Consider the following 24,106-nt stretch of genomic DNA (forward strand, 5'->3'; position numbering starts at 1 on the left):
ATCGTTGCGGCCGGGAGCCGACGCCTAGATCGGATAATGACGCGGACTCGTCTGCACCGTGATCCAGCGCAACTCGGTGAACTCGGGAATCGACGCCTTGCTGCCGAAGCGCCCATAACCACTCGCCTTCACGCCGCCGAACGGCATCTGCGCCTCGTCGTGCACGGTCGGGCCGTTGATGTGGCAGATGCCCGACTCGATGCGTTTCGCGACGTTCATCGCGCGCGCGATATCGCGGCTGAACACGGCGGCCGATAAGCCGTACTCGCTATCGTTGGCGACCGTCAGCGCCTCTTCGTCGCCGTCCACGCGCTGCACCGTCACCACGGGGCCGAACGATTCATCGGCATAAAGCTTCATCTCGCGCGTCACGTTCTCGACGATCACCGGCTGCATGATCGCGCCTTTCGCCTCGCAACCGAGCGGCAACTTCGCACCCTTTTCGCGAGCGTCTTCGACCAGCGCGCGAATGCGCCGCGCAGCGGCTTCGCTCTCGAGCGTGCCGAGGATCGAGCCCGGCTGTGTCGGATCGCCTGCCTTCAGCGTGCGCGCTTTCGCGACGAGCTTTTCGACGAACGCATCGGCAACCTTGCGATCGACGATCACGCGTTCCGTCGACATGCAGATCTGCCCTTGATTGAAGAACGCGCCGAACGCGATGCCCTCGACGGCAGCGTCGAGGTCCGCGTCGTCGAGCACGAGCACCGGCGCCTTGCCGCCCAGTTCGAGCAGCGCGGGTTTCAGATGGCGCGCGGACAGCTCGGCGACGATGCGGCCGACACGCGTCGAACCGGTGAAATTCACACGCTTCACGGCAGGATTCGCGACCAGACGCTCGACGATCGCGGGCGCGTCTTCCGGCGCATGCGTGAGCACGTTGACGACGCCTTCGCCGAGACCCGCGTCGTTCAGCGCTTCGCCGATCAGCGCATGCACGCCGGGACAACCTTCCGATGCCTTCAGCACGACCGTGTTGCCGCACGCGAGCGGCATGGCGAGCGCGCGCGTCGCGAGGATCACGGGCGCGTTCCACGGCGCCATGCCAAGCACGACGCCGCACGGCTGGCGCACGGCCATTGCGAGGCTGCCCGGCACGTCGGACGGAATCACCGCGCCGTCGATCTGCGTCGTCATCGCCGCGGCTTCGCGCAGCATGTTGGCCGCGAGCATGACGTTAAAGCCGTACCAGTTCGCCATCGCACCCGTTTCGGCCGCGCCGATCTCGATGAATTCGGCCGTGCGCGCGTCCATGCGCTCGGCGGCGGCGAGCAGGCGTTTGCGGCGCTCGGTAGGCGTGAGCGCCGCCCATGCCGGGAACGCGCGCGCCGCCGCGGCGACGGCCGCATCGGCATCCTCGACGGTGGCCGCCGCGGCGCGGGTGGCAACCGCCCCCGTCGCCGGATTGATGCGCTCGAAGGTCTTGCCGTTCGACGCGGCACGTTTCGCGCCGCCAATCAACAGGTTCGTTTGATGCATGTGTTCGTCTCCTCGGTCGTCCTGCTGAAGTGCGCCGCTTAGCGCTTGTAGGTCTGCAAGCCCGGCTTGATGCTCTTGTCGTCGAGGAACTGCTTGAGGCCCTGTTCGCGGCCGCCTTCCGGATCGCGATAGTTCGCCTGGTCGAGCTTCGCGTACAGGTAGTCTTCGTTCTGCTCCCACGTGAGTTCGCGCGAACGCTTGAAGCCTTGCTTCGCGTTGCGTAGCACGACCGGGTTCTTGTTCAGCAGCTTCGCCGCGAGAGCGATCGTTTCGTCGCGCAGTTGCGCGAGCGGCACGCTTTTGTTCACCAGACCCATCTTCGCGGCTTGCGGACCCGTGAAGGTGTCGCCCGTCATGATGTAGTACAGCGCTTCACGATGACCGACGGTATCGGCCATCGCCTTGCTCACGAGGTTGCCCGGCGGGATACCCCAGTTGATTTCGGACAGGCCGAACACGGCTTCGTCCGCGGCGATCGCGAGATCGCAGGCGACGAGCGGAGAGAAGCCGCCGCCGAAGCACCAGCCGTTGACCATGGCGATCGTCGGCTTCGAGTACATACGCAGCAATTGCCATTGCCAGCGGCTCGCGTCGCGGCGAATCCGCTCCTGCAGCACGTCCGGGCCCGCGTCCACTTCGCGGAAATATTCCTTCAGGTCCATGCCGGCCGTCCATGCACTGCCTTCGCCGGTCAACACGAGAACCTGGGCTTCGGCGTCGAGTTCGAGCGTCTCGAGTACGTCGATCATTTCCTTGTTCAGCGTCGGGCTCATCGCGTTGCGCTTATCCGGACGATTGAACGTGACCCAGGCGATTCCGCCTTCGACCGCGACCTTGACCGTTTTCCAGCGTCCTTCGTAACTCATCTGCTTCTCCGTATCAATGCCGCCCTCGCGGCCTGAACTCAATTTAATATCAGGTGACCTGATAAGTAAAGTACAATATCGAAGTCTTGGTACAAACCCCTAACCGCCTATGCCGACGATCACGAGAAAGCCGTCAGGGTCTGAATCGACAGCGCGCGCCACGGTGCGGCGCAACCTGCGCGATCGAAGGCACGCTGCCGCTCCGGTGCGTCTCAGCTACCTGGCCGGGCAGCTCGACAAGATTCTCACGCGGCAGCTTTCCGAAGCGCTTGCCTCGCATGGTCTGACGTTGCCGCAATACACCGCGCTGTCGGTGCTGCGGGCGCGCGCACGTTCGTCGAACGCACAGCTCGCGCAGCGCTCGTTGATCACGCCGCAAGCGGCCAGCGCGGTCGTCAAATCGATGGAAGCGAATGGATGGGTGACGCGCGTGGCCGGTCCGCTCAACCGTCGCGTCGGGCTGCTGTCGCTGACGAAGGCCGGCGAAACATTGCTGGCTCAGTGCGACGGTGCCGCTGACAGGGTCGAGCAATCGATGCTCGGCGAAATCGATGAACACGATTCACAGATACTGAAAAACCTGCTGTCGACGTGCGTGCGCAATCTTCGCGCAGCCTGACGCATCAGCTTTGATTACACATAGGAGACCCCATTGAACATCGATCAACTGAAGGCCATCGACACCCACGTGCATGCCGAGGTGTCGTGCTGCCAACCACCGGACCTGTTTGCCAAAGAATTCGACGAAGCCGCCGACAAATACTTCGGCACCGTGCTCAAACAAGGGCGCCGCCCGACCATTCCCGAAACGATCGAGCACTATCGGGAGCGCAATATCGGCTTCGTGATGTTTACCGTCGACTGCGAAGCGAACATCGGGCGCCGTCGCATTTCGAACGAAGAGGTCGCGGAGTTCGCGCAGAACAACCGCGACATCATGATCGCGTTCGCCAGCATCGATCCGCACAAAGGCAAGTTCGGCGCGCGCGAAGCGCGGCGGCTCATCGAGGAGCACGGCGTGCGCGGTTTCAAGTTTCACCCCACGATGCAGGGTTTTTTCGCCAACGACCGCATGGCATACCCGCTCTACGAAGTGATTGCCGAGTACCGGCTGCCGGCGGTATTTCACAGTGGACACTCGGGCATGGGCTCGGGCATGCGCGGCGGCGGCGGTTTGCGCCTCAAGTATTCGGAGCCGATCTACCTCGACGATGTCGCCGCCGACTTCCCCGACATGAAGATCGTGATCGCGCATCCCTCCTGGCCATGGCAGGAGCAGGCGCTGTCGATCGCGCTGCACAAGCCGAACGTGTATATCGATCTGTCGGGCTGGTCGCCGAAGTACTTTTCGCCCGAGCTGGTCAAGTATGCGAACACGCTGTTGCGCAACAAGGTGCTGTTCGCGTCCGACTTCCCACTGATCCGCCCGGACCGCTGGCTCGAAGACTTCGATACGCTCGACATCAAGCCCGAAGTAAAGCCGCTCGTTCTGAAGGAGAACGCCGTCAGGTTGCTTGATCTGCGGGCCCGAGGCACGACGACTCACGAATGACGCATGAAAAATGGCCCGGCGCGAAAACGCCGGGCCAGTTGGGTCCATCAACGAAGAGTTAGCGTTTCGCGGCGTTGGAGCGAATGACGAGCAATGCTGTAATCGCCGCGATGATCGTCACCGGCACGCTCGCGCCGATGACGAGCGCCGAGCTCTTTCCCATCGCAAGCAATTGCCCGGCGGCTACGGGGCCGACAATCGAGCCGACGCGTCCCACCGCCACCGCGGCGCCGACTCCCGTACCACGCACGCTGGTCGGATAGCTGGCGGCGGACAGCGAATACAGCATCGACTGCGCACCGACGACGCCCATTCCGGCAAACAGCACGGCGACGGACAGCGTCTCGATGCTGGCGACTTGCGAAAGCGCGACCAATGCACCGACTATGCACGCATAGATTGCCGTGACTGACAGGCCTTGTCTGAACCGGTCCATCAGCAGACCGATGCCGAGTACGCCGATCACACTGCCGACGTTGAAAAAGATCTGGGCAATCCCGGCCTGCGAACGGCTCATGCCGCGCCCCACGGTCAACGAAGGCAGCCAGTTCAGCAGGAAGTAAAGAACGATCAGCGTGCAGAAGAAGCTGATCCAGATACCGATCGTCGCGGCGGCGCGCCCCTCGCCGAACAGGACTTCGCGCGTCGAAAGGAGCGGCTTGTCCGCCGTCGTGAATTCCCGCGATTCGGTGGCGAATTCGCGCGACTCAGGCAGCAATGCCATCAGCAGCGGAATGATGATCAGCGGTCCGACTCCGCCCACGTAGAAGATATGACGCCACGCGGTAGCACCCGCGCTCAGTACGGCGATCAATGCGGCAAGCGCGCCGCCGAGCGGCATACCGCAATACATGACGCTAACCGCCGTGTTGCGGTGACGCGCATCGACCGCCTCGGACGACAACGCGATCAGGTTCGGCATCGCGCCGCCGAGCCCGATGCCCGTCAGCACGCGAGCAATCAGCAGACTTTCGAAACTCCAGACTTGCGCGGTCGCAATCGAGAAGATGCCGAAAATCGCCATCGAGATCATCAGAACGCGCTTGCGGCCGATCCGGTCGGCGAGTCTGCCGCCGATCATCGCGCCCGGCAAAAGCCCCAACATGCCGGCGCTAAAAGCGAGCCCCAACTGGCTGACCGACAAGCCGAACTCGTGCGCCATTCGAGGCGCCGCAACGCCAGTGGACTGCAGGTCGATACCCTCCAACACCGCGACGAGAAAGCACAATGCCAACGTTAGTGCAGTACTGGAGCCCACCGCACTCGACCGATTAGCAACACTTGACATGACGTCTCCTTCATCTTTGATTGAATTGCCAGAGACGAGCCACGCTTCGTTCTTCGACGAAGCGGCCATGGGAAGGAGAAGATTTCTGACAATGATCTCGCGCCACTTATCAGAATCCTTCCCACAGCGTCCCCGGAATTGATGATGAGTCTAGTCTCAGGAGACCTGATATTGAAAGTAGAATATGATATGCCTGGTAGAAACACCTAAGGCAACCTGATAATGATCAAGACAATGGAGAAGCGGCGAACGCCCCTTGCCAAACAGGCCGGTTCAACGAAAACCGGTGCGCCACCTTCCCGCGTTTCCTATGTGGTCGGCCAACTCGACCGCCTGCTCAAACGCAGTTTGATCGATGTACTGGGTGAATTCGGGCTGACCTTGCCTCAGTTCACCGCACTCTCCGTGATCAGCGCCAGCGGCGCGATGACCAATGCGAAACTCGCCGAACGCTCGTTCATCACGCCGCAGTCGGCCAACGAAGTTGTCAAGACGATGGAAGCCAACGGTTGGGTCGGACGCGTGGGGCATCCTACCCACGGTCGACTGATTCATCTGTTTCTGACCGACGAAGGGCGTCGGGTACTGCAGGAATGCGATTCGGCGATCGACGCGCTCGAAGCGTCCATGCTGGACGGAGTAACGGAAATCCCGGTCGATACGCTGCGCAAGGTGCTGCAGCGATGTGTGTCGAACCTGCGCGGTTGAATGGACGTTCCCAATGACAAAAGAGTCGCACTCGAATGGAGCGCGACTCTTTTTCTTTGCTCCACCTACCGCGATCGTCTGCCGCATTCGGGCTGAATTCCGGTTCAGCTCAGTGAAATCCCTGGTCGGCATTTAGCCGCGTATTACCTGGCCCACTGCGTCGATCGCTATATTGCTTCTCAACGGCCGCCGCCTTCACACCGCGATAGCGCGTCCGCCTCGCCATTTCCCACCCCCTTCGAGAGGAGACGAAGCATGTCAAAGCGAATTCTTATCATCGCCGGCGATTTCGTCGAAGATTATGAGCTGATGGTGCCGTTTCAGGCACTGGCGGCAGTCGGGCATTCGGTGGACGTCGTCGCGCCCGACAAGCGCGCGGGCGACGCGATTCGCACCGCAATCCACGACTTCGAAGGCGATCAGACCTACACCGAAAAGCGTGGCCATAACTTCACGCTGAACGCCGATTTCGCGTCGGTGAACCCCGCACAATATGACGCGCTGCTCGTGCCAGGCGGCCGCGCCCCCGAATATCTGCGGCTCAACGACGAGGTGATCGGCTGGGTGCGCCAATTCGCCGAAGCGAAGAAGCCGATTGCCGCGGTCTGCCACGGCGCGCAACTGCTGGCTGCGGCAGGTGTGATCGAAGGCCGGCGCATCTCGGCGTATCCGGCCTGCGCGCCCGAAGTGAAGCTCGCGGGCGCGCAGTACGTGGCGCTCGACTGGCCTGACGCGATCACCGACGAGAACTTCGTCACCGCGCCCGCATGGACCTCGCACGTGAACTGGCTCGCGCAGTTCCTTGCGCTGCTGGGCACGCGCATCTCGCATTGAAGGAGCGCGCCTCGACCGAGGCGCGGCATCGCGGGCGACCAACCGTGTTACGCTCGATCGCGACGGCATGAGCGCCCGCGCCGCGCGCTTCGCGTCCTGCGACGTCATCATTCGCGAGAAAGGCTGAACGTATGTGCAACGTCTATGTCAACGCTGATCCGATCCTCTACGAGTCGCGTACGCGCGCGCTGCGCATTCATGGCGTCGTGACCACGGTGAGGCTCGAAAATCTCTTCTGGGACGTGCTTCGGGAAATCGCCAACCGCGAGAACGTGACGACGACCCAGTTCGTAGTGAAGCTTCACGACGAACTGGTCGCCTTGCGCGGCGAAGAGCCGTTGAATTTCGCGTCTTTTTTGCGCGTGTGCTGTTTGCGCTATCTATCGACGAGCGCCGCCCGCAACGAGGCCGCTGGCGACGTGTCGCTCAACGCCCCGTTTCAACCCAGAGTCGTGAAGACGGCTGTTTGACGGCTTCCGTCGCCTGGCGGTCGCCACGGCTGGCTAGCGCGGTGCGGTCCAGTCACGCGACGCGCTGTCTCGACGCGTCAGTCAACCGACGCATCGCAGGCGCAATCAAGGGAAGCCGCCGTGGCCGGCCGTTCCAATACAGCAAGCCGTTGCAGTGCCACGAGGCCCAGTAGCGCGAGTCCAAGTCCCAGCGTGAAGTCAGCGTGAACGCCCGCACGGTCGACAATGGTGCCCCCCACTGCCGAGCCCACCGCAATCGCCACCTGGATGATGCTGACGAACATGGCCGACCCCGCTTCGGGCAGGTCTGTCGTGCCGCGCTGAATCCACACGCTGAAGCAAAGCGGAAGCGCTCCGAACGCGATTCCCCACAGCAGCATCCCCGCGGTCTCGCCGATCGGCGAATGTTCGAGCAGCAACATCGACGACAACGCGCCCAATAGCAGCAGAACCATCGCGGCGACGGATTTCTTTAGATGGTCCGAAATCACCATCGATGTCAACGCATTGGAGAAGAAGCCGATCAGACCGAATCCGAACAGCAACAGCGTGATGGCGCTCAACGAGAAGTCGTGTTCGAGCAGCGGCGCAATATACGTGTAGGTCGAGAAATGCGCGCCGAAGACGAGCGCGACCATCACCATGCTCAACCTCGTATGAGGCCGGCCAAGCAGGGTTTTGAAATCGGCGATCCGCAACGCCGATGCCGACGGCAACGAAGGCACGAGGAACGCCTGCGCCAGTAAGGCGAGCGACACGAGGCCCGCGGTGGCGGCGAACGCCATGCGCCACGATGCAAACGATGCGATGAACGTCCCGAGCGGCACGCCGATCACGGTTGCGCAGGTCACGCCGGTCAGAATGGTCGCGGTCGCTTTGGCGGCATCCTTTGCTTGCACGAGTCGAGGAGCCGCCGCCGTCGCCAGAGTCCAGAAGCCACCCAGCGCGCCGCCAAGCAGAGCCCGTCCTACGAGCATGATCGCGAGGTTCGGTGCGATGGCACACACGACGTTCGCGATCAACAGTACCGCAGTGAGGAGCAGGAAAACGTACCGGCGGTCCATGCGGCCCGCGCTGACTATCAGCGTAGGCGCCGATATCGCGGCCATCACGCCGGGCGTGGTGACCATGAGGCCAGCGACACCGGTCGACACGCCGAGGTCGTGTGCGATTTGCGGCAACAGCCCGACAGGCAAAAACTCGGCCGTGACGAAGGCGAATGCGCTTACCGCTACCGCTATGACAGAGAGCCATTGACCCGCGGAGGTTGAATGTCCTTCCAACGATGCCGGGATTGCAGGTGTATCGATTTGCATGACGACCTTGATGCCAGATTGAAGTCTCGTACTTTAGGCTGGGTCTCATGTCGGAAAAAGAGTCGTCCGATGAAAAGACTAGAAGGTGTGGCTGAACAATGCCTCTGCGGCGATATCTCGCTATGAGTCAGCTAGTCTCGCGAAACGACCCGTACGGCTCTTTCATATACGTCGGCACGGAAGCGTTCGCCATCAGCAACCTGATGCGCATTGGCCAAACCATCGACGCTCCTACTGTTTTCTTGACAGTCTTCCACAATGTTACGAGGTCTCGTAAGTCGCGCCGCCGTGCGTTCTCCGGGCCGCCATAGAGGTATTGCAGCGTTCGCGGCGGTTTGAGGGCTTCGTTTTTTGCAGCGTGCAATGGAGCCCCCGTGATAGGTATACCAACTGATCTGATCGCACGAGGGAGGCGGATGGCGATTGACTTGAAAGTGGGGGCCCGTCGGGGCTGCACGCTCTACACGCGGCACGAATATCGCGGCAACACGTCCAGCGACGAAGTGCGCACCGGCCGCCAGTTCATTACTTCGGCAAGTTCATGGGAGCTCACGCGCGACGCGAGCCAGCTAGCCCGGCTCGCCAGGTTCATGCGCGATGCCCAGGGCGGCGCATATGCAAGCGGCCCCGCGCCTGAGCAACTCGTTCGAGCGCTACAGTGCGCCGTCGAGAGCGGCGATGTGATTGCTGTCGTGCCTAAGCCGCGAGCCTCGGGCGCACGCAGTTCGCCCATTGAGCAGACGGTCAGGCCGTACTATGCGACCGTCACGCCGTCGCAGCTCTTCCGGCGCGCGCTGGCCGCCGTGCCTGCCGCGCGGTCATTCGAGCGTCCCATACTGCCGCGGCTGGCCGCCGACGATGGTCTCGCGATCTGGTACGCTCGCCCCGGCGACGTGCTACCCGATGGGACCATCGCCACGCCGGTCTCAACGCCGCTGGGCGATGCGCAGCCGTTCGAGTACTCGCCCAACCAGGTTGACGAAGGTTCATTCGATGTAGCCAGGACTCCGAACCTCGGAGACCCGGGAACCTGGTACACAAACCCAGGTAGCGGGCAAATGCGGCTGTACGGGGATGATAGAAAGCCGGTCGTTGATCTCGACTTTGACCATGTACACAACGGATTGAAGCCCCACGCGCACAATTGGGACAACGGTGTGCGAGATGGCGGCGATTATGTTGTTCCATTCAGCCCCTGGAGTCCCTGAAGGAATTACGCGATGGACCTTATCAAGAAATTCAATGCGTTCCATGACTGGTATTTGATGGGCGTATCCGCGGACCGTGAGGCAAGCATCGTTGAGCTTGCCTTGATGTTCGACAACAGGAAAGACCGGGTTCGCGTTCAATTCAAGGGCGCGACGCGCTGTCTTGCGAACGATTTCCTCATCCAGAACGTTATTTATGAAGTAAAGGTACTCACGGATTTCCAGTCCCCTGATTATCAGCGCGCCCTCCATGCGCTAGAAAAATCATATTTCGGGAAAGAGAACCGCCCCAATATGCCGATTGCATCTGTAGGCGCCTCGTTGGGCGCGGAATTGTTCATCGAGTTCGATACGGTGGATGTCGTCACGGATCTACTCTGAACAGCAAGGGTGAACGCGTTGTCGGGCCGCCGCCTTTCGCTAAGCGAATAAAACACAGATTAATGAACGCGTCACACGCCAATTAATAAAGACCGCTCCATCTCCCGCCAGGAAATTGCAAATTTCAGGCGTTCCCGTCCGAAATCGTCTTGTCTTGCAATCTGCGCTCAGTAACATATGCTCTTTTTCAGAGCGCTTTCCGGGTCCTTTTTTCCGGGACCAAGGTGCAAAAGGTTGCGCACGGGTGCGAGGCGGCCCGGCAAACGCAAACAGCGCCGTCGGAGCGCGCCTGACGTTTCTCCATTCATCCCGGTCGAGGCTGCGCGGGCGCACACGGGCGACGTGCGCGACCTTGTTTGGTTTCCCGAGTTTTTGTCACCGACGCTTTTGTAACGTGCGCCGCTCACAAGTGGGTGAGCGGCGTGAGCGGCAATGGTGCCGACCGCACGTGTGAATGTCGCGCCCATGCGGCTCGAGTCGAGCCACCTGAGGCGAGCGTCAATGTACAAGGAGTCCTGGCGATGAAAGCTCCTCAGCGTCCTCTGCGCATCGGGTTGATGGCGCCACTGTCGGGCGTACTGGTTCCTCTCGAGAGCGTGCCCGATCCGGTCTTCGCCCAGAAGATGGTCGGCGATGGCGTGTCGATCGATCCGACCTCGGATGAACTGCTGTCGCCGCTTGCCGGCAAGGTCACGCAACTCCATAGCGCTGGCCACGCCACGACGATCACCGGCGACAACGGTCTGCAAGTGCTGCTGCACATCGGGCTCGACACCGTGTTGCTGCGCGGCGAGGGCTTCATGCCGTTGGTCAAGGAAGGCGACGCCGTCGCGACGGGCACGCCGCTGATCCGCTTCGACCCAATCGCGGTCGGCGCAAAAGCAACCAGCCTGCTCACGCAAATGGTGATCGCCAATGGCGATCTCGTCACGCGCTACGTTCCCGCGAAAGGGCTCGTCGTCGCCGGCACCGACGTCGCGCTGTACGTCGAGCTGGTCGGCAGCATGGAGGACAAGGACACGGCCAGCGCCACCGGCGCGATCCTCTCCGACGAGATCACGCTGCCGAATCCAGCGGGCCTGCATGCACGGCCCGCCGCGGTCGTCGCGGTCGAGGCGAAGAAATTCAAGTCCGAGATCCGGCTGCTGCGCGGCGATGCCAGCGCAAATGCCAAGTCCGTCGTCGCGATCATGGGGCTCGCAACGAAGTTCGGCGACAAGCTGCGCATCGAGGCCCGCGGTCCCGACGCGGCGGAGGCGGCCAGTACCGTCGCGCGTCTGCTTGGCGCGGGATCGGGCGAAAAGCCCGGCGATGCGCCCGCACCCGCGGCGGCGGCGCCAACCGCACCGGCTGCGCCGGTGCCAGCACCGACCGAAGCGGCTCCCGCCGACACCAACGAATTCATCGGCGTATCCGCTTCGCCAGGGCTTTCGGTCGGCAAGATCGTGCAGTTCCGCCAGCAGGTCATCGAGGTGAACGAAGCGGGCGAGTCGCCGCAACGCGAACGGGCGCAACTCGAAGCGGCCCAGCATCAGGCGCGTCAGCAGATCGAGGCGCTCAAGGCGACGCTCACGGATCCATCGAAAGCGCAGATTCTCGACGCGCATCTCGAACTGCTGGACGATCCTGACCTCAACGATGCCGCGATCAGCAGCATCAGCGCGGGAAAGGGCGCGGGGTTCGCGTGGCGCGATGCGTTCCAGCACCAGGCAAGCACGCTCGAAAAGCTCGACAATCCGCTGCTGCGCGAACGCGCCGGCGATATCCGCGACGTCGGCCGCCGTGTGCTCGCGCTGCTCGCCGGCGTGAAGCAGGCGCAGATCGACGTGCCGGACGAATCGATCCTGATTGCCGAGGAACTGTCGCCGTCCGACACCACGTCGCTCGATCGCAGCAAGGTGCTCGGCTTTTGCACGACGAGCGGCGGCGCGACGAGCCACGTCGCGATCCTCGCGCGCTCGCTCGGCATTCCGGCGATCTGCGGTATCGACGCGCGCGCGCTGCAACTCGCCGACGGCACGCCCGTCGTGCTCGACGGTTCGCGCGGCAGCTTGCGGCGCAACCCAAGCGCGGAGGAACTCGAGAAGGCGCGCGAACGCATCAGCCGCCAGGCCGCCAAACGCGAAGACGAAAAGCTCGCGGCAACCAAACTCGCAATGACGGCCGACGGCCACCGCGTCGAAGTCGTCGCGAACATCCGCAATGCGCAGGAAGCACGCGATGCGGTCGCGGCCGGCGCCGAAGGCGTGGGCCTGTTGCGCTCCGAGTTCCTGTTCGACGCGCGAGACACCGCGCCCACCGAAGACGAACAGGCCGCCGAATATTGCGCCGTCGCCGAAGCGCTTGGCCGCGAGCGGCCGCTCGTGGTCCGCACGCTCGACGTCGGCGGCGACAAACCGCTGTCGTATCTGCCGCTGCCGAAGGAAGACAACCCGTTTCTCGGCCTGCGCGGCGTGCGCGTGAGCCTGGAGCGTCCCGACATCTTCCGCACACAACTGCGCGCGATCCTGCGCGCGGCGCCGCTTGGGCATCTGCACGTGATGTTCCCGATGATCGCCGCGATCGAGGAGGTGCGGGCAGCGCGCAAGATCCTGCTCGAAGAAGCCGGCGATCGCGCGGCGAGCGTGAAAGTCGGCGTCATGATCGAAGTCCCCGCGGCCGCGCTGATCGCCGAGCCGCTCGCACGCGAAGTGGACTTCTTCTCGATCGGCACGAACGATCTCACGCAATACACGCTCGCGATGGACCGCGGCCATCCGCAACTCGCGAAGCAGGCCGACGCGCTGCACCCGGCGGTGTTGCGTCTGATCGGCATGACGGTCGACGGTGCGCACAAGCATGGCAAATGGGTCGGCATTTGCGGCGGCATCGCGTCGGATGCGATGGCGGTGCCGGTGCTCGTCGGCCTTGGCATCGACGAGCTGTCGGTGAGCATTCCGGCGGTCGGTTCGATCAAGGCTCAGCTTGCACGCGTGACGACCGAAGAAGCCAGGAAGCTCGCCGCCGAGGTGCTGTGTCTGGGCACCGCCGCGGAAGTCCGCGCGCATCTGTCGCGCTTTGCCGAGTGAGCGGATCAACAGGAGATCAGCCATGTTCTCGCATGCCTTCGGAGTCTTGCAGAAGATCGGCAAATCGCTGATGCTGCCCGTCGCCGTGCTCCCGGTGGCCGGCCTGCTGCTCGGACTCGGCGCCACCGACTTTCACGGTTACGTGCCGGCCGTCGTGCTCGCGCTGATGAAGAACGCGGGCGACGTGATCTTCGGCAACCTGCCGCTGATCTTCGCGATCGGCGTCGCGCTCGGCTTCACCGAGAACGATGGCGTCTCGGGCATCGCCGCAACGATCGGATATCTGGTGATGACGGCCACGTTGGGTGTGATCGGCAAGCTCCAGGGCGTCGAAACCGACACGATCATGGGCATACCGTCGATCCAGACCGGCGTGTTCGGCGGCATCCTCGCCGGTGGTCTTGCGGCATGGATGTTCAACCGCTACTACCGTATCACGTTGCCGCCCTATCTCGGCTTCTTCGCCGGCAAGCGCTTCGTGCCGATCGTGACCGCGATCGGCTCGATCGTGCTCGGCGCGATCCTGTCTTTCGTGTGGCCGCCGATCGGCAGCGCAATCAAGGCTTTTTCGCATTGGGCGGCGGTTTCCGACCCGCGCACCGCCGCGACGGTCTACGGTTTCGTCGAACGTCTGCTGATTCCGTTCGGCCTGCATCACATCTGGAACGTGCCGTTCTTCTTCGAAATGGGCAGCTACCTCGACCCGACGACCGGCAGGACGGTTCACGGCGACATCACCCGTTTTTTCGCGGGTGACCGGACCGCGGGCATCCTGGCGGGCGCGTTCCTGTTCAAGATGTTCGGCCTGCCGGCCGCGGCGATCGCGATCTGGCATTGCGCGAAGCCGGAGAAGAAGGTGGCCGTCGGCGGCATGATGGTCTCGGCCGCGCTGACTTCTTTCCTCACCGGCATCACCGAGCCGATCGAATTCGCGTTCCTGTTCGTCGCGCCGGTGCTTTACCTGATTCACGCATGCCTCGCGGCGTCGGCGCAGTTCGTGGCGAACACACTGGGCATGCGCATGGGCTTCACGTTTTCGCAAGGCGGCATCGATTTTCTGATGTTCAACCTGATCGGTGGGAAGGCCACGCACGCGTGGTACGTTTTCATCCTTGGTCCAATTTACGCGGTGATCTATTACGGCGTGTTCCGCTTCGTCATCACGCGCTTCAACCTCAAGACACCCGGCCGCGAGGACGACGCGGCGGAAACAGCGGCGGTTGCCGCGAGCGGCGCGGGAGGACGTTCGCGCGAACTCGTGCTCGCCTTTGGCGGCCGCTCCAATATCACGAGTCTCGACGCTTGCATCACGCGGCTGCGCATCTCCGTGAAGGATCCGGCGGGCGTCGACGAACCCAAGCTCAAGGCGCTCGGCGCCGCGGGGGTTGTGCGCGTAGGCAACGGCGTGCAGGCGATCTTCGGGCCGTTGTCGGAGAACATGAAAACCGACATGCAGGACTATCTGAAGACAGCGGGCGCCGAAGCGGATTTGCCGGCGGCGGGGGTGCCCGGTGTGGAAGGCGCAGCGGCGGCGGCTCCAGCGGCTGTGGCCGCCTCCGTGCAAAACTCGCCGCAGGAAACGGAGCGCGCGGAAAAGATTCGTGCGGCGCTGGGCGGCGCGGCCAACATCAGGAAGCTCGACGCGCTGGCGGCCACGCGGTTGCGTGTCGAGCTATCGGACGCGTCGCGCATCGACGCGGCCGCATTGAAAGCGGCGGGCGTGGTCGCGACGCAAGCGTTGAAGAACGGCGCACTCGATCTGATCGTGGGTCTCGGCTCGGGCAACCTCGCAGGCGCAATGCGATAGCAGCAACGAGTATCGTCAGCAACTGCCGTGCGTCGAACGCGAGGCCTGCCCGGTGGAAGCGCTCAGTCGCGTTGCTTTGTCCACCTATAGGGGGCGGCATGGAAGCAGCCAGAACTTTCCTCGAAACTCAGCCGCTGTTCGCGCTTTTTCTGACCATCGCGCTTGGCTACCTGGTCGGCGAAATCACTATCAAGGGCGTGGCTCTAGGCTCGGGGGCCGTGCTGTTCGTTGGACTGGCGCTCGGCGCGTTCGCGCCGAAATCCGCGCCGCCGGCGTTGCTGGGCACGCTCGGTCTGCTGCTGTTTCTGTATGGCATCGGCATTCAGTACGGCGCGCAGTTCTTCCGCGGACTCACGAGCCGGGAAGGCGTGAAGGCCAACGCGGCCGCATGTCTGGGCGTGATCGCTTCGGGTCTGGTGGCGTGCGCCTTCATCCATTTCGGCATCACGCTCGCCGATGCGCTCGGCATGTTCGCCGGCAGCGGCACCAGCACGGCGAGCCTCCAGGTTGCCATCGCATCGATGAAAAGCAGCGATGCCGCCGTGGCTTATAGCGTCACCTATCCGTTCGGCGTGGCCGGGCCGATCCTATTCCTCTATGTGCTGAACTCGGTCCTGAAAGCCAAAATACCGAAACCGCCCGCGAAGGTGCTGGAGACCGCGGAAATCGCGCTGCGCAATGCCAGTCTGTTCGGTCTCAGGCTGTCGGAGCTCTCGACTCGCCTGCCTGCCGGCGTAGTGATCGCGGCCGTGCGGCGCGCGCATCACAATCAGCTGCCCAGCGACGACTTCACGCTGCGCGCCGACGACGTCCTCCTTGCCACCGCCACCGAGCGCCGCCCGCTCGACGAAGCAACGGCGCTCTGCGGCGAGCTACAGCCCGGGCGTATCTCGAGTCATCGGGAAGACCTGGACTATATGCGCGTGTTCGCGTCGAGTCCGTCAGTCGTCGGCACGGCGCTCGGCAATCTGCGCTTTCCGGATGGCGTGAACTGCGCGGTCGCGCACGTGCGGCGCGGCGACGCCGATCTACTGTCGACGCCAGAGCTCATTCTCGAAGCTGGCGACCGCGTCGGCCTGCTCGTCAGTAGCGCGCATCGCGCGAGGGTCCGCGCGTTTTTCGGCGATTCGATCAAGGGCACGGCCGACCTCAGTTTCATCTGTCTGGGCATCGGCGCGGCAGCGGGGCTGCTGGTCGGCGCAATCCCGCTGCGCGCGCCCGGTCTCGGCGTGTTCAGCCTGGGTCTCGCGGCGTTGCTACTGGTCGCGCTGTGCCTCGGCAAGGCGCGCCGCAGCGGACCGTTCGTGTGGGTGATGCCGCTCTCCGCAAATCTCGTGCTGCGCAATCTCGGGCTGACGATTTTTCTCGCGCAGGTGGGTTTGTCTTGCGGACCGAAGTTCGTCGCGACCGTCGGCACTGCCGGACCGCTGCTGCTGCTTTATGGCGTGATCACGCTGCTGGTGCTGGTCGGCGTCACGGCTGTGTGCTGCCTGTGGGTCTTCAGACTGTCTTTCGATACATCGGTCGGCGTGATCTGCGGGGCCACCGGCAATCCCGCGATTCTCGCCTTCGCCAACCGCATCGCGCCGACGGATCAGCCCGACGTCATGTACGCGATGATTTTTCCGTCGATGACCATCGTCAAGGTGCTTTTCGTGCAGATCGCCATCGCGATCGCAGCCGGCTAGGCGAGACCGCCGCTGTGCGACCCTAAAGCTTCCTCGTAGACAGCGGCGAACCGCGGAGCGGCGGACAGCCGCAGACTTCCGCGAATATCAGGAACGCCGCTTGCGCCACCTGGAGCCGCGCGACGTAGTCTGGAACCATGATGCGCGGACGGCTCGGCGATGGAGGCTAGATGAAAGGACGGGTGGCGAGTGCAGGCGTGGCCGTTGTTCTGGTTGCCCTCATGGCCGCATACGGCGGACCCGCCGCGCATGCCGGGGAGCCCGCGCCGGTTGCCGTGACCGCGCCCTTCGCGGCCGGCAGCGATACCGCGGCCGCGGCGCGCGGCGCGAAGCTCGCGGCCGTTGGCAATTGCGTCGCGTGCCACACCGCGACGGGCGGCCTGCCCCTCGCGGGCGGACTGCCACTGCGAACACCCTTCGGCATCATTTACTCGACCAACATCACCCCGGACAACGAGACGGGTATCGGGGGCTGGTCGCTCGAGGCGTTCGCGCGCGCGATGCGGCGCGGCGTGTCCAGCGACGGCCATCTGCTCTATCCCGCGTTCCCCTATCCGCACTTCACGCACATCAGCGATGCCGATATGGGCTCGCTGTATGCGTGGCTGATGAGCCGCGCTCCCGTCAAGGCGCCTGCGCCGCACAACGAGCTGATCTTCCCGCTCGGCTTCAGGCCCCTCATCGCCGTGTGGAATCTTTTTTACCTGCATACCGGTACCGAAGCAGCGCCGGCCCCGCCCGAAGCGCTGGACGTCGCACGCGGACGATACCTGGTCGAAAGCCTCGGTCATTGCGGTGCGTGCCACACGCCGCTCGACCGCCTCGGTGCCGAGCGCCGCGACCGCGCGCTGCAAGGCGGCACGATCGACGGATGGGATGCGCCCGCGCTGACGGACCTCGCTTCACGCCCCACGCCCTGGACGCAGGCACAGCTCGTCAGCTATCTGCGCACGGGCCTCGCGAGCGCCCATGGGGCGGCGGCGGGTCCGATGCGCCCCGTCACGCGCATGCTCGCCGACGCGTCCGCCGCCGACGTAGAGGCGATTGCCGCGTATCTGCTGGCGTTGTCGTCCGGGGGCCCAGGCATGCCGGAGCATCCGGTCGCCTCGCCCTCCGCTTCCGCCGCGCCCGTGTCCACCGCGCCCGGCGGCGGCGCGAATCTATTCTCCGCGGCCTGTGCATCGTGCCATGCCGAAGGCGCGCCGATGTCGAGCGGGGGCGCTCGACCGTCGCTGTCCCTTTCCACGGCCGTCAACGCCGACAGCCCACGCAACATGGTCCGTATCATCCTCGATGGAATCGACTGGCACGAAAGCGATAGCGCGCCCTTCATGCCATCATTCGCCAACACATTCACGGATGCCCAGATAGCGGAGCTCGCCAACTACACGCGCGAACGCTTCACCGCACGCGACGCGTGGCCCTCGCTCGACGCCGGCGCGGTCGCGCATTTTCGCAAGGACGGCCTGCCACGATGATCACGCTCAACGTCAACGGAGTCAGTCATACGGTCGATGTCGACCCGTCAACGCCGCTGCTCTACGTGCTGCGCAACCAGTTGCAGCTCGATGGCGCGAAGTTCGGCTGCGGTCTCGGTCAATGCGGCGCATGCACGGTCAGCGTCGGCGGCGAACCGGTGTTCTCGTGCCTCATGCCGGTCGTGGCCGTTGGCGACCGGCCAGTGCGAACCGTCGAAGGACTTGGCAGCGCGGAACATCCGGGACCACTTCAGCAAGCCTTCATTGACGAGCAAGCCGCGCAATGCGGCTATTGCATCGCCGGCATGATCATGCGCGCGCACACGCTGCTGGAGCGAACCCCGCACCCGGGCGATGAACAGATCCGCCGCTACATGCAGCCGAACCTGTGCCGCTGCGGCACGCACATGCGCATTCTCGCGGCGATCCGGCAAGTCGCGACGGGTTCGCCGCGAACGGACGAGGGAGCGCAGTCGTGAGCGACGGCCGCCCGTCCTCCGTCGCTCGCGGCAGCGGCCCCGATGACCCCGCACGGCGCCGCTTCCTCGTTGGCGGCTCGCTGATGGTGAGCTTCGCGATCGTGCCCGGCATGGCCGCGCTTGCGCAAACCACCACCGAAGCGGGCACCTTCAACGCGAGCGCCCCGAAACTGCCGGGCAGTCTCAAGAGCACGCCGTTGCTCGATGCGTGGATCAAGGTCGCCCCCGACGGCCAGGTGAGCGTATTCACGGGCAAGGCGGAGCTTGGCACGGGCATTCGCACCGCGCTGCTGCAGGTCGCCGCGGAAGAGCTGGATCTCGCGCCTCATGCGATCGAGCTGATCACCGCCGACACCGCCGCAACGCCGAACGAAGGCTACACCGCAGGCAGTCACACGATGGCGGACAGCGGCACCGCGATCCTCAACGCCGCCGCTCAGGTACGCGCGCTGCTGGTCGCGAGCGCGGCGTCGCAGTTGGGCGTCGACGCAGCGGCCCTGACAACGCGCGACGGCGCCGTCATTGCCGCCGACGGAAGACGCGTGAGCTACGGCGAAGCCGTGCGATACGCGGACCTCCGTCAGAACGCGCAGCCCGACGCGCCGAAAAAGCCGCCATCGGCCTACGCGCTGATTGGCCATATGCTGCCGCGCGTGGATATACCGGGCAAGGTGACGGGCGGCGCGAGCTATGTCCAGGATCTGCGGCCGCACGGCATGCTGCATGCCCGCGTCGTGCGGCCGCCGTCTTATGGCGCGAGCCTCGTCGCAGTCGATAGCGGGCGCGTCGAAGCGCTGCCCGGCGTCATCAAGGTCGTGCGCAACGGCAACTACCTCGCGGTGGTCGCCGACGACGAATGGCGCGCGATCCTCGCGATGCGTGAGCTTGCGCTTGCCGCGCAATGGCAGGCCGGGCCGCCGCTGCCCGATCCGGCGAACGTTCACGCGCTGCTGATGAGTCTGCCTTCACAGGAAATCGCGGTGGCCGATCAGGGCGCAGCGACGGGCGCGGCCGCGCCTGTGGCAACGCTGCGGGCGCGCTATTCGAGGCCGTATCTGACGCATGGCTCGATTGGGCCATCGTGCGCTGTCGCGCAGCTCGACAACGATGTGATGACCGTGTGGACGCATACGCAAGGCGTCTATCCGCTGCGTGCGGGCATCGCCGAAATGCTCGCGATGCCACCCGACAAGGTGCGCTGCGTCCATGTGGAAGGTTCGGGCTGCTACGGACACAACGGCGCGGACGATGTCGCGGCCGACGCCGCCCTCGTTGCACGCGAGCTGCCTGGCCGCCCGGTGCGCGTGCAATTGATGCGCGAACAGGAACACATGTGGGAGCCGTTCGGCCCTGCCATGACAGTCGAGGCGAATGCAACGCTCGATTCGGCGGGCACGCTTGCCGACTGGCGTTACGAGCTATGGAGCAACACGCATAACAACCGCATCGAGAATGCGGGCCGCCTGTTGCCCGCGCAGCTCCTTGCGCAACCGTTCACCCCCGCGCCGCCGAAGCCGATTCCGATGCCGGAAGGCGGAGGCGACCGCAACAGCGTTCCGCTATACCGCGTGCCCAGCCTGCACGTGCAGCATCATTTCGTGCCGACGATGCCGATACGTGTCTCTGCCATGCGCTCGCTCGGCGCGCACATGAACGTGTTCGCGATCGAGAGCTTCATCGACGAGCTCGCCAGAGCCGCGCACGCCGACCCCGTGGCGTTTCGCCTCAAACATCTCGATGATCCGCGCGCGCATGGCGTCATTAGCGCCGTAGTCGATCAATTCGGCTGGCGAGCCCGCAGCGCGCGAACGGGCGACTCGAGCCCGCGCTCGCACGGTACCGGCTTTGCGTTTGCCCAATACAAGAACCTGATGGCCTACCTTGCCGTCGCGATGGACGTGACGGTCATGCGCGATACCGGCGAGCTCAGCATCGAGCGCGTCGTAGCAGCCGTCGATTGCGGACAGATCGTCAATCCGGACGGCGTGCGCAATCAGATCGAAGGCGGCATTTTGCAAACCACGAGCTGGACGCTCTATGAAGAAACGCATTTCGACCCGCAACGCATCACGAGCTATGACTGGAGCACTTATCCGATCATGCGTTTCTCGTCCGTACCCAAACGCGTGGACGTGCTGTTGATCGACCGGCCGGGCCTGCCATTCCTCGGGGTCGGAGAAGCGGCGCAAGGCCCGGCCGCCGCGGCGCTCGCGAATGCGATCGACGACGCGACCGGTGTGCGGATCCGCGACTTGCCGTTGCTCGGGACGAAGGGGAAGAACGTGCTCAAGGCATGAGGCTTTCGTTCCGCAAAAGTACAGATACTGGCGTGTAAAAGCCAAATAAGCCTATGGCTGGGTCAAACGAACGCGACGCGCGCGACCTTCGGCGCGGCGTCGGGACCGCGCTCAGTGGGTGGACGGAAACGCGAACGTCGCACGCGCGCTGCCATTGCCGCGGACGTTCACGGTCTCCCTTCTGGTCACGCTGCCGTAAGTGGCGTTGACCGTATAGCGCCCTTGAGGCAGCCGCACGAGCATGTACGGCCCCTTCGACGTGGCCTCGAACACGGCCGCGCCGCCAGCCTTGGCAATCTTCACCTGGACGTCGGCCACATAGCTCGCCCCGGGACCGGTGAACTGCAGAGACAACGGCCACTGCCTTCGTGCCTGCCGCAGCGCAGTCGACTCGTCGCGACCGACTCCGCCGGTCACGAACGATATGTCGCCCTGCTGCTGCGTCTCGGGCATGCCGGTCCTATGCATCTCGCTGGCGCTCTGCGGAGCAGCCGTCTGCGACACCGCGACGCCTGCCTGAGCCAGTGTGAACGCCGCGGCGAGCATCATGGACGCGATCCGGGGAGCGTTTCGTTGCATTTTCATCTTGACTGCTCCTTACAGTATTGCCGACGGTTCGTCGGACGGAAGAACGCTTGCAATAGGTTGGAAACACATCGCGCGCCGGGTATCGGCCACGAGCGAGGGTGCCTGACGACTCGAGTAAGAATACCCGTCAATTCTGTTTGGCGTCTTCATGGACCGGAGTTGGGGGGCCGCCTGCCGTTGAGGTCCCGGCTTGGGCAGGAGGGACGCGTGGCATGCGGATACCCGCGTAGGCGATCGCCACCGTCAGCAGCGGACTTACCACGCAAAATACGGCATAGGGCGCATAGCTGAGCGTCGGCACGCCAAGGGTCACCGCCATAAACGCGCCGCAACTGTTCCAGGGGATCAGCGCGCCTGTGGTCGTGGCCGAATCACCAACGGAACGCGATAACACGATGGGCGCGTAGCCGCGTGCCGCGAATGCATTTCTAAACATCCGGGCCGGCAGCACGGCTGCGATGAACTGGTCCGCCGTAACGATGTTCGTCGCGATGGTCGCCAGGACCAGGGAGCCGACCAGCGCCCCACCGCTCCTGGCCCAACCGACTACCGGAGCAATGAGGCGTTCTATCGCACCGCACTTCTCGACCACCCCTCCGAATGCCAGTGCCGTGATGATCAGCCAGATAGTATTCAACATGCTGTCCATACCGCCGCGAGTGAGGAGCGTATCAAGCACTGGATTTCCAGTCGTGGACCTGTAGCCGCTCCCAAGCGCAAGCCATACGCCTTTGAGCATCGCAATCGGGATCGGCACGCCCTCTCGCGCGGCGGCAAATGCGAGGACTCGCGCTGGCTCGACGAAAACGGCAACCACGCCACCCGCCAATGCGCCAAGAAAGATGGTGGTAAATGGCGGAAGCCGGAACAGCGTCAGCACGACGACAAGAATGAGCGGCAGGAACAGCACGGGCGATATGTAGAATGCGCTCTGCATTGCAGCAACCTCCGCGCTCGCATCGAAGGCGCCCGGGCGGCGAAGCAGATAAAACACGGCCAGCGTGATGACAATCGCGACGAGCGATGTCAGCAGCGTCTCGCGCACGTGTTGATACAGATCGGCACCCGCGGCAGCGGCCGCAAGATTCGCGGTGTCCGAGAGCGGCGAAGACTTGTCGCCGAAATAAGCGCCGGAAATCACCGCACCGGCCGTTATGGCGGGGCTCAGGCCCATGCTGTGCGCAATGCCCATCAGGCCGATTCCGATCGTACCCGCGACAGTCCACGAGGTCCCAATGGCGAACGAGATCACCGCGCAGATTCCAGCCGCCGTGACGTAAAAGTAGTCCGGGCTCAGCAATTTCAGCCCGTAATAGACCATGGCGACGATCGTGCCGCTGAGCGCCCACGTGCCGATCAGCGCGCCGACTGCGAACAGGATGAGAATCGCGCCAATACCGGAACTGACACTGGCATTCGCGGCCTCGCCCAGCGAAGCGAGCGAATGACCGCGACGCCAACCGACAAATACGGCCAGCATGGTCGCCACGACGAGTGCCACCTGGTTCGGCCCGTTCGCACCACCATCGCCGAACAGGTAGAAGGACAGACTGACGAGAAAGACGAGGCCAGCGATCGGTATCAGTGCTTCGAGCATCGTGACCGGCTGGGGTGACTCGCTCCGCTTCATCGCCACGCTCCGTTCGTTTGCCGGGTAGCCCAAACATTGCCATCCAGACCGCCCGGTAGCCGGTGAATCATCGAAACATGCGCGAACGGCTGCTTTGTTGATTCGATGTCACGGCGCAGACGTGCGGCCCCCGGTCCTGCGACTCGGCAATGGCAGCTCCGGCGGGCTCGCCGTTGCTTAAATCATAGGAAAGAATCGTTGCCGCGTGAAGAATCGCAGAATTCGTACCGAACATCCCAGTTGAGCGAAGCCCGTGCCGGGAGCCAGCGTCGCGGCGCTGGCAAGCAACGAAACTGTCAATGCAGTGTGTTTCGGACAGAATGGACAAGACCTCATGGGACACCCATATTTCGTTTGCGCAACCAAGGGTGAATAGCCTCGTATTCCAGGTCGAAAATTTCAATCCGGCACTGCGATCTCATTCAGATCGAATATCGAACCGATCACGCGATACTGTACAAACGTAGTTCCCTGCATTTACGTGCAAGGCCGCAGCGAATTCTTTTGCCGCAGAGTCGTGACCGGCCGCAGACATAAACGGTATTGCGGACTCCCTTCCGACTGCAAGTCCAAGGCTTGCCGCCGCTACACAACCCAGCCGAGGTTTCAACTTTTCATAACCGATCGTGGTTATTCATGCCTTGCAAGGATTATGGTTTTTCGTTAATTAACTGTGCGCTGATTATGTGGGTCTACCCCGCGTAGACAGAACAACGACGGAAGAATCCGACACTAATTCGAGAAAAAACGACCGTTTTTTCATCAGGCAGAAGTGAATATCCATCGGGTAACCGCAAAATTCTAGGTCAGTGAAATCCCATTTTCAATGATCCGCGGCGGCAGAAAAACTCGAACTCGCCAATCGTTCCGACCAGTAACAACTGGCCGGTTTCAATGGCACGATTCATTTGGCATAAAGCGGCCTGATCGGGTTAATCGGCCGTCCCGCGAATTTTGTCGGCGGCGCATCCG

At 63.5% G+C, this 24,106-nt stretch carries 19 protein-coding genes; 13 read left to right on the forward strand and 6 right to left on the reverse strand.

Translation table 11 applies throughout. The features are described from left to right. Positions 1–24: 24 nt before the first annotated feature. Positions 25–1,476: an aldehyde dehydrogenase gene (locus OKW26_RS01550; RefSeq protein ID WP_429352445.1), complete on the reverse strand. Its 1,452-nt coding sequence runs from the start codon at positions 1,474–1,476 to the stop codon at positions 25–27. A 38-nt stretch (positions 1,477–1,514) separates the two neighbouring features. After that, positions 1,515–2,342 carry a p-hydroxycinnamoyl CoA hydratase/lyase gene (locus tag OKW26_RS01555; RefSeq protein ID WP_429352446.1) on the reverse strand — a complete coding sequence of 276 codons (828 nt, stop codon included), beginning with the start codon at positions 2,340–2,342 and terminating at the stop codon, positions 1,515–1,517. 205 nt (positions 2,343–2,547) lie between these two features. Between OKW26_RS01555 and OKW26_RS01560 the strand changes: the two genes are divergently transcribed. Together OKW26_RS01560 and OKW26_RS01565 are read left to right on the forward strand one after the other, a co-directional pair. Continuing rightward, positions 2,548–2,961: a MarR family winged helix-turn-helix transcriptional regulator gene (locus OKW26_RS01560; RefSeq protein WP_429352447.1), complete on the forward strand. Its 414-nt coding sequence runs from the start codon at positions 2,548–2,550 to the stop codon at positions 2,959–2,961. 33 nt (positions 2,962–2,994) lie between these two features. Further along, on the forward strand, positions 2,995–3,894 hold the full coding sequence (locus OKW26_RS01565; RefSeq protein WP_429352448.1) for an amidohydrolase family protein: 900 nt from the start codon (positions 2,995–2,997) through the stop codon (positions 3,892–3,894). 58 nt (positions 3,895–3,952) lie between these two features. On the opposite strand, the gene mhpT is transcribed toward OKW26_RS01565, so the two are convergent. Then, on the reverse strand, positions 3,953–5,182 hold the full coding sequence (gene mhpT, locus OKW26_RS01570) for a 3-(3-hydroxy-phenyl)propionate transporter MhpT (RefSeq protein WP_184061885.1): 1,230 nt from the start codon (positions 5,180–5,182) through the stop codon (positions 3,953–3,955). A gap of 222 nt (positions 5,183–5,404) precedes the next feature. On the opposite strand from mhpT, the gene OKW26_RS01575 reads away from it, so the two are divergent. From OKW26_RS01575 to OKW26_RS01585, 3 genes are all read left to right on the forward strand, one after another. Further along, positions 5,405–5,890 (forward strand): MarR family winged helix-turn-helix transcriptional regulator, encoded by a 486-nt coding sequence (locus OKW26_RS01575; protein WP_090808939.1) that lies wholly within the window; start codon positions 5,405–5,407, stop codon positions 5,888–5,890. Between the two features lie 255 nt (positions 5,891–6,145). Then, complete coding sequence (locus OKW26_RS01580; protein WP_429352449.1) at positions 6,146–6,724, forward strand: DJ-1/PfpI family protein; 579 nt, start codon at positions 6,146–6,148, stop codon at positions 6,722–6,724. Between the two features lie 131 nt (positions 6,725–6,855). Next, on the forward strand, positions 6,856–7,194 hold the full coding sequence (locus tag OKW26_RS01585) for a ribbon-helix-helix domain-containing protein (RefSeq protein ID WP_184052147.1): 339 nt from the start codon (positions 6,856–6,858) through the stop codon (positions 7,192–7,194). A 77-nt stretch (positions 7,195–7,271) separates the two neighbouring features. Here the strand turns inward: OKW26_RS01585 and OKW26_RS01590 are convergent, their stop codons facing one another. Further along, positions 7,272–8,510, reverse strand: a complete 1,239-nt coding sequence (locus tag OKW26_RS01590; RefSeq protein ID WP_184061888.1) for an MFS transporter — start codon at positions 8,508–8,510, stop codon at positions 7,272–7,274. 416 nt (positions 8,511–8,926) lie between these two features. On the opposite strand from OKW26_RS01590, the gene OKW26_RS01595 reads away from it, so the two are divergent. The 8 genes from OKW26_RS01595 to OKW26_RS01630 all read left to right on the forward strand — a co-directional run bounded on the left by OKW26_RS01595 (position 8,927) and on the right by OKW26_RS01630 (position 20,916). After that, positions 8,927–9,718 carry a hypothetical protein gene (locus tag OKW26_RS01595; protein WP_429352450.1) on the forward strand — a complete coding sequence of 264 codons (792 nt, stop codon included), beginning with the start codon at positions 8,927–8,929 and terminating at the stop codon, positions 9,716–9,718. A gap of 12 nt (positions 9,719–9,730) precedes the next feature. Then, entirely contained in the window at positions 9,731–10,099 is a 369-nt protein-coding gene (locus OKW26_RS01600) for a hypothetical protein (RefSeq protein WP_184032352.1), read from the forward strand. 521 nt (positions 10,100–10,620) lie between these two features. Continuing rightward, positions 10,621–13,167: a phosphoenolpyruvate--protein phosphotransferase gene (ptsP, locus tag OKW26_RS01605; protein WP_429352451.1), complete on the forward strand. Its 2,547-nt coding sequence runs from the start codon at positions 10,621–10,623 to the stop codon at positions 13,165–13,167. 22 nt (positions 13,168–13,189) lie between these two features. Next, entirely contained in the window at positions 13,190–14,974 is a 1,785-nt protein-coding gene (gene ptsG, locus OKW26_RS01610) for a PTS glucose transporter subunit IIBC (protein WP_429352452.1), read from the forward strand. A gap of 98 nt (positions 14,975–15,072) precedes the next feature. Further along, a complete protein-coding gene (locus tag OKW26_RS01615) occupies positions 15,073–16,662 on the forward strand; it encodes an aspartate:alanine exchanger family transporter (RefSeq protein ID WP_429352453.1) in 1,590 nt (529 codons plus the stop codon). Positions 16,663–16,832: 170 nt separating this feature from the next. Then, on the forward strand, positions 16,833–18,140 hold the full coding sequence (locus tag OKW26_RS01620; protein WP_429352454.1) for a c-type cytochrome: 1,308 nt from the start codon (positions 16,833–16,835) through the stop codon (positions 18,138–18,140). Further along, positions 18,137–18,619, forward strand: coding sequence for a (2Fe-2S)-binding protein (locus OKW26_RS01625; protein ID WP_429352455.1), 483 nt, complete (start codon positions 18,137–18,139; stop codon positions 18,617–18,619). Before OKW26_RS01620 ends, OKW26_RS01625 begins: the two co-directional genes overlap by 4 nt. After that, complete coding sequence (locus OKW26_RS01630) at positions 18,616–20,916, forward strand: molybdopterin cofactor-binding domain-containing protein (protein WP_429352456.1); 2,301 nt, start codon at positions 18,616–18,618, stop codon at positions 20,914–20,916. The genes OKW26_RS01625 and OKW26_RS01630 overlap by 4 nt, the downstream gene beginning before the upstream one ends. Before the next feature lie 111 nt (positions 20,917–21,027). Here the strand turns inward: OKW26_RS01630 and OKW26_RS01635 are convergent, their stop codons facing one another. Both OKW26_RS01635 and OKW26_RS01640 read right to left on the reverse strand, forming a co-directional pair. Then, positions 21,028–21,501, reverse strand: a complete 474-nt coding sequence (locus OKW26_RS01635; protein ID WP_187611538.1) for a carboxypeptidase regulatory-like domain-containing protein — start codon at positions 21,499–21,501, stop codon at positions 21,028–21,030. 130 nt (positions 21,502–21,631) lie between these two features. Then, positions 21,632–23,134: a Na+/H+ antiporter NhaC family protein gene (locus tag OKW26_RS01640; protein ID WP_429352457.1), complete on the reverse strand. Its 1,503-nt coding sequence runs from the start codon at positions 23,132–23,134 to the stop codon at positions 21,632–21,634. Positions 23,135–24,106 lie beyond the last annotated feature (972 nt).

It is taken from the genome of Paraburkholderia sp. 32, assembly GCF_050435345.1.
In the GTDB taxonomy this organism is placed as follows: Bacteria; Pseudomonadota; Gammaproteobacteria; order Burkholderiales; family Burkholderiaceae; genus Paraburkholderia; species Paraburkholderia tuberum.

Excerpts from the sequence above, each read along its gene's own strand:
- OKW26_RS01550 (WP_429352445.1), bottom strand. The coding sequence starts at position 1,476 with ATGCATCAAACGAACCTGTTGATTGGCGGCGCGAAACGTGCCGCGTCG.
- OKW26_RS01555 (WP_429352446.1), bottom strand. The coding sequence starts at position 2,342 with ATGAGTTACGAAGGACGCTGGAAAACGGTCAAGGTCGCGGTCGAAGGC.
- mhpT (WP_184061885.1), bottom strand. The coding sequence starts at position 5,182 with ATGTCAAGTGTTGCTAATCGGTCGAGTGCGGTGGGCTCCAGTACTGCA.
- OKW26_RS01575 (WP_090808939.1), top strand. The coding sequence starts at position 5,405 with ATGATCAAGACAATGGAGAAGCGGCGAACGCCCCTTGCCAAACAGGCC.
- OKW26_RS01580 (WP_429352449.1), top strand. The coding sequence starts at position 6,146 with ATGTCAAAGCGAATTCTTATCATCGCCGGCGATTTCGTCGAAGATTAT.
- OKW26_RS01585 (WP_184052147.1), top strand. The coding sequence starts at position 6,856 with ATGTGCAACGTCTATGTCAACGCTGATCCGATCCTCTACGAGTCGCGT.
- OKW26_RS01590 (WP_184061888.1), bottom strand. The coding sequence starts at position 8,510 with ATGCAAATCGATACACCTGCAATCCCGGCATCGTTGGAAGGACATTCA.
- OKW26_RS01595 (WP_429352450.1), top strand. The coding sequence starts at position 8,927 with ATGGCGATTGACTTGAAAGTGGGGGCCCGTCGGGGCTGCACGCTCTAC.
- OKW26_RS01600 (WP_184032352.1), top strand. The coding sequence starts at position 9,731 with ATGGACCTTATCAAGAAATTCAATGCGTTCCATGACTGGTATTTGATG.
- ptsP (WP_429352451.1), top strand. The coding sequence starts at position 10,621 with ATGAAAGCTCCTCAGCGTCCTCTGCGCATCGGGTTGATGGCGCCACTG.
- ptsG (WP_429352452.1), top strand. The coding sequence starts at position 13,190 with ATGTTCTCGCATGCCTTCGGAGTCTTGCAGAAGATCGGCAAATCGCTG.
- OKW26_RS01615 (WP_429352453.1), top strand. The coding sequence starts at position 15,073 with ATGGAAGCAGCCAGAACTTTCCTCGAAACTCAGCCGCTGTTCGCGCTT.
- OKW26_RS01620 (WP_429352454.1), top strand. The coding sequence starts at position 16,833 with ATGAAAGGACGGGTGGCGAGTGCAGGCGTGGCCGTTGTTCTGGTTGCC.
- OKW26_RS01625 (WP_429352455.1), top strand. The coding sequence starts at position 18,137 with ATGATCACGCTCAACGTCAACGGAGTCAGTCATACGGTCGATGTCGAC.
- OKW26_RS01635 (WP_187611538.1), bottom strand. The coding sequence starts at position 21,501 with ATGAAAATGCAACGAAACGCTCCCCGGATCGCGTCCATGATGCTCGCC.
- OKW26_RS01640 (WP_429352457.1), bottom strand. The coding sequence starts at position 23,134 with ATGAAGCGGAGCGAGTCACCCCAGCCGGTCACGATGCTCGAAGCACTG.